We start from the raw sequence: 4,158 nt of genomic DNA, 5'->3' as shown, positions 1-4,158 counted from the left end.
CTCAATATGAGGGTCCGCTCGAACTGGGCGATCCCAGCGAACACGGTCATGATCATCACGCCGGACGGGGACGTGGTATTGGCCCAAGGTTGGGTTATTTCCAACAAAGGTACAAAACGCGACATAGGCGTTGGGGGTGAAGGCGGCTCACGCAGCAACTCGAGAGGAACGCGGGCCGAATGAGTCGCGCAGCTTTTCGTCCGAGAAGTCATATTCGCCGAGGAGATTGACATGGGCCCACGAGATCATCGAGTGGCTGGCGATCGCGGTCATGAGCACCTGTCTCTGGCCTGAATCCCGCAGGGTGGCAAGCTTGTTCTCGAGGTAGAGATAGTTCCAGCAGATGATGCTGTTCTTGATCAGCCGATTGCACGCCTCGGCGATCTCCTGGTCATCTTTCTCGGCCTGCAGGAATTCCCGTGGATTGCCGACGGCGACGTCACGGGTGAAGCGGTTGGCCAGTTCGATCCGGCTGAGCTGCTGCTCGACAGCCTGCCGCAGCGCCAGTTCATCCAGGTATCGCAAGATGAACAGCGACTTGATGATCTGGCCGAAGGCCTTGAGCGCGCGATAGAGGACGTGCTGCTTGGCGTAGCTGTTGAGCCGGCGAAAAATGTCGGAGGCCGTGGTTTCCTTGAGCTTGATGGTGGTGATGACGCGCAGGATGTCGTCCCAGTTGGCTTCGACCAGCTCGTCGTTGACGTATTTGTCCGGCGTCACGGCCCAGCTGCTGCGATCGACATTGCGGCGAGATGAGAAGGTGTAGAGGGTCTGCCGGTCGAGGTTCTTGAGGCGCGGCGCGTAGGAAATCCCGATGAGGTGGGCCGCGGCAAAAATCGCCTCCGAATAGCCGTGCGAGTCGGTCGAGTGGATAGTGCTCTTGACCACATCGTTGCGCATCAGCCCGTCGATGACGTAGGCGCTCTCGCGCTCGGCCGCGCTGAACACGAGGGAATGCCACAACAGCTGGCGTTCATCGATGAAGCTGTAGGCGCTGACCCCCTGGCCCTTGCCGAAATATTTGAAGGAGTAGTTGGCGTTGAGGGACTCCTTTCGCACCTCGAATTTCTGGCCGTCGCTGGCGGTATGGAGGCTTTCGGGCGAGCGGCGGTAGATATCAGGCAGATCCAGCTCGCTCGTCAGGCGCAGGATGCGATCGTTGGCGGCCTGCAAATTGTCGAGCAAGAAATGCCAATGCACGGCGTGTTCGAGCTCGGTTTCGCCGACACCTTGGGCGATCCTCGCCATCCTGCGGGTGCCGATACCGCAACCCAGGCCCATGATGCCGGCATAAAGGGCCTTCTCCCGGACGCGTTGGGGCTGGCGCTGATGCCAGTGCCGCAGCTCATCGGTGAAGAGGGCGTGGCGGTTGACCGTCGCCAGGATCTCTGGCAACGGCACGTAGTGCCATTGTGGCAGGAACGGCTGCAGCGGTTCCTGCGGCTTGTCCTCCTGTTTCGGCGTTGCAATCCGGAACCGGCCATTGGCCGAGACGCTAAGGTAGGGATTGGCGCCGGCAGCCAGCGCCGGTTAGTGACGAGATACTGCTGGTGCAGCGCCTCGTCGAGTTCGGCGAGCACCCGACCGGGATCGGTGAAGTCCTGCAGCGCCGCCCTTTCCAGCAGGACGTCCTTCTCGCGCTGCCAGCGTTCCTTGGCTATCAGGTAGTCGTCGAGCGGGCGATATTTGTAGGAATGCTCGAGGTTCAGCGTGCGTTTTGTACCTTTGTTGGAAATAACCCCTCTTCGCCGGCTCCGACCGTGGTGCGGATCGGACGGCCTTTATGCTGACGCTCATCGCGACGGCGAAGCTCAACGACATCGACCCACAGGCCTGGCTCGCCGACGTCCTCGCCCGCATTGCCGACATGCCCCAGACCCGGCTTGCTGAACTTCTGCCGCGGAACTGGGCGCCGCGAAACGCCAGAGAGGAACGAGCCGCTGCATGAGCCCCGAGATATCCATCGCCCGTCTCAAGGTCGTTCTCGACGACGTCGCGCCAGCCGTCATGCGAAAGATCGAAGTTCCGCTTAACCTCAGGCTCGATCGCCTCCATACCGTGCTGCAGGAAGCCATCGGCTGGACCGACAGTCATCTTTGGGAGTTCCGCGTCGACGACACCGGCTTCGGCATTCCCGATCCGGATCTCGGTTTTGGCGGCGGCGCGCTCGATGCCCGCAAGGCGACGCTTCAGGATGTCATCGAGGACCTCGGCGTCCGCTCGTTCGAGTACCTCTACGACTTCGGGGACGGCTGGGAACATTCGATCCGGATCGAGGCGATCACACCGGCGACGGAAGGCCTGCACTATCCCCGCCTCATCGAAGCATCAGGCCGTTGTCCGCCCGAGGACGTCGGCGGCCCGTGGGGTTATGACGAGTTCCGCGAAGCGCTCGCCGATCCGAATCACGACCGGCATGACGAAATGGTCGAATGGTGGGGCGAAAGCTTCGACCCCAACGACATCGACGACGCCGAAATCAGCAAAGCCCTCGATCGCCTGGCCGCTCAGTGGTCCAGGCGCCGAAAACCCAACACCTGATCGAGGCATCAGCGTCCGCGGCCTACGCCGAATGGATACGGCGCAGACCACGACCTTCGCGCAGTGTCCTGCGATCCCACAGGTCCCGCGCCGCCTTCCAACGGCGGCGCGGGGTCGTCGCAAGCAGCAGGGAGCTGTGAATGTGGCTACAGACGCTCAAGGGCGAGCAGGACTTTGATCACTGCTCGCATTCCAACCTCCATGCCGGCTTATTAACCGGCGAGCGTAGCGAACTCGTCTTCCGAGAGGTCGCCGCTCTCGTCAGCATCCGCGGCAGTGAAGGCATCTTCCGTCACATCCGGCATTGCGGCCTGCACCTCTTCCAAGGTGACTGTACCGCTCTGGTCGGCGTCAACAGTCGCAAAATCGGCAGCCTGCGCAAAGGCAGGAGCGGCAAAGCCCAGAATGGCCAGAGTCGCGAGAATATTCTTCATTGGAATGGTCCTTCTTGTTGTCGTCCTGACGGGGCTTCACTCTGAAATCTGTTCATTGTCAGCCCCGCCCGCAATGACCATCAGCCGAAAAAATGGTAGAATTTTGCAAGAATATTGTCTAATTTATGTCTTTATTTGGTAACTAAAAATAAGAGATTCCGCGTAAATCCAAATCAATTAGAATAATATTGTCATTACTTTAGCATCAACATATAAATATAAAGATCCATTACCGCTGGGGTAATTACCCACCCCCTGTTTCTGGACCCGAACGTCAGAGGGAGACGGTGTTGAGGATAGTCTGGAACGAGCCCGCGTTGGTGCGCAGGCGGGCAGTGTCGACGACGGTTCGTATATCGGCCTCGCCGTTGGCGGCCCACATGGCGCGATAGCCATTGGTCATCTTGCGCTGGACGACCGCGGGCCTGAGCGCGCGTTCACAGGCGTTGTTTGTCGCCTCGACCAGCCCCGGAAAGGTGGCGAAGGTCAGGAGCTGATCGCGGGCGCGTCGGAACTTCATCTGCAGATCGCGGGCCAGCTCGCATGCGGTGGGGACGGCAAGAATGTCGGAAAGACTTCGCTCCAGGGTGCGGCGTTTGGCGGCGATCGACGAGGCCGCGAGGGTTTCGATCCCGCCGGCCAGGGCGAAGGCCCGTTTGAGCCAGAGGCGGAGGCGCAATGGCAGCGCATCGTCGCTTGCCTCCAGGGCATAGGCAACGTCCCGGGCGAGATGGGCCAGGCATGTCTGATGCGAGAGCCCGTGGCCCTGTTGGGCCGAATAGCGATCGGAACACCAAACCTCCGGGCGGTGCCCATTCATCAGATCACGCACGACAACGGCGCCGCGGGTCGCAGCGGCGCGATGGACGACCGCGTCGGCCGAGCGGAACACCCATTGGTATGCGTTGCTGCCCTCGATCCGCACACCGGTCTCGTCGGAGGCCACGACCCTGGCCCGGCGCAAGGCCGCGACGGCCGCGTCCCGCTCCGGCGCGAAGGCCATCTGCGAGCGCCGCAAGATGTTCATCAGGCCGCCCTGGCTGATGGTGAGCCCTAAGCCCGGATATCCCAGATAAACAACGATATCGCGCGCCCCGGATGGGTGATAGTCTATAATCATCAATATCTTAGCGATGATGGGGCGGGATATGGCGACGGATGTGACGGGTGAAGCTGAAACGGG

Annotated in this window: 5 protein-coding genes and 1 pseudogene; 3 read left to right on the top strand and 3 right to left on the bottom strand. The window is 60.9% G+C overall.

Annotation, left to right across the window (positions count from 1 at the left end; translation table 11 throughout):
- Window positions 1–147: 147 nt before the first annotated feature.
- Window positions 148–1,395, bottom strand: a complete 1,248-nt coding sequence (locus VQ044_RS23990) for a Tn3 family transposase (RefSeq protein WP_327651412.1) — start codon at window positions 1,393–1,395, stop codon at window positions 148–150.
- 155 nt (window positions 1,396–1,550) lie between these two features.
- On the opposite strand from VQ044_RS23990, the gene VQ044_RS23985 reads away from it, so the two are divergent.
- The 3 genes and pseudogenes from VQ044_RS23985 (at window position 1,551) to VQ044_RS23975 (ending at window position 2,541) form a co-directional block, all read left to right on the top strand.
- Window positions 1,551–1,790, top strand: coding sequence for a hypothetical protein (locus VQ044_RS23985; RefSeq protein WP_327650107.1), 240 nt, complete (start codon window positions 1,551–1,553; stop codon window positions 1,788–1,790).
- Window positions 1,742–1,948, top strand: a pseudogene (locus tag VQ044_RS23980) (transposase domain-containing protein); the annotation flags it as partial. The gene VQ044_RS23985 and the pseudogene VQ044_RS23980, both read left to right, overlap by 49 nt.
- Window positions 1,945–2,541: a plasmid pRiA4b ORF-3 family protein gene (locus VQ044_RS23975; RefSeq protein ID WP_327650109.1), complete on the top strand. Its 597-nt coding sequence runs from the start codon at window positions 1,945–1,947 to the stop codon at window positions 2,539–2,541. The pseudogene VQ044_RS23980 and the gene VQ044_RS23975, both read left to right, overlap by 4 nt.
- A gap of 212 nt (window positions 2,542–2,753) precedes the next feature.
- On the opposite strand, the gene VQ044_RS23970 is transcribed toward VQ044_RS23975, so the two are convergent.
- A complete protein-coding gene (locus VQ044_RS23970; protein WP_163046230.1) occupies window positions 2,754–2,975 on the bottom strand; it encodes an EF-hand domain-containing protein in 222 nt (73 codons plus the stop codon).
- Between the two features lie 274 nt (window positions 2,976–3,249).
- Window positions 3,250–4,158, bottom strand: a 909-nt coding sequence (locus tag VQ044_RS23965) for an IS66 family transposase (protein ID WP_331827818.1), incomplete at its 5' end; no start/stop codon positions are given.

It is taken from the genome of Aurantimonas sp. C2-5-R2, assembly GCF_036549495.1.
GTDB classification, from domain to species: Bacteria; Pseudomonadota; Alphaproteobacteria; order Rhizobiales; family Rhizobiaceae; genus Aurantimonas; species Aurantimonas coralicida_A.
The sequence above is the reverse complement of the archived record's forward strand: the minus strand, read 5'-3'. Positions and strand labels throughout refer to the sequence as shown.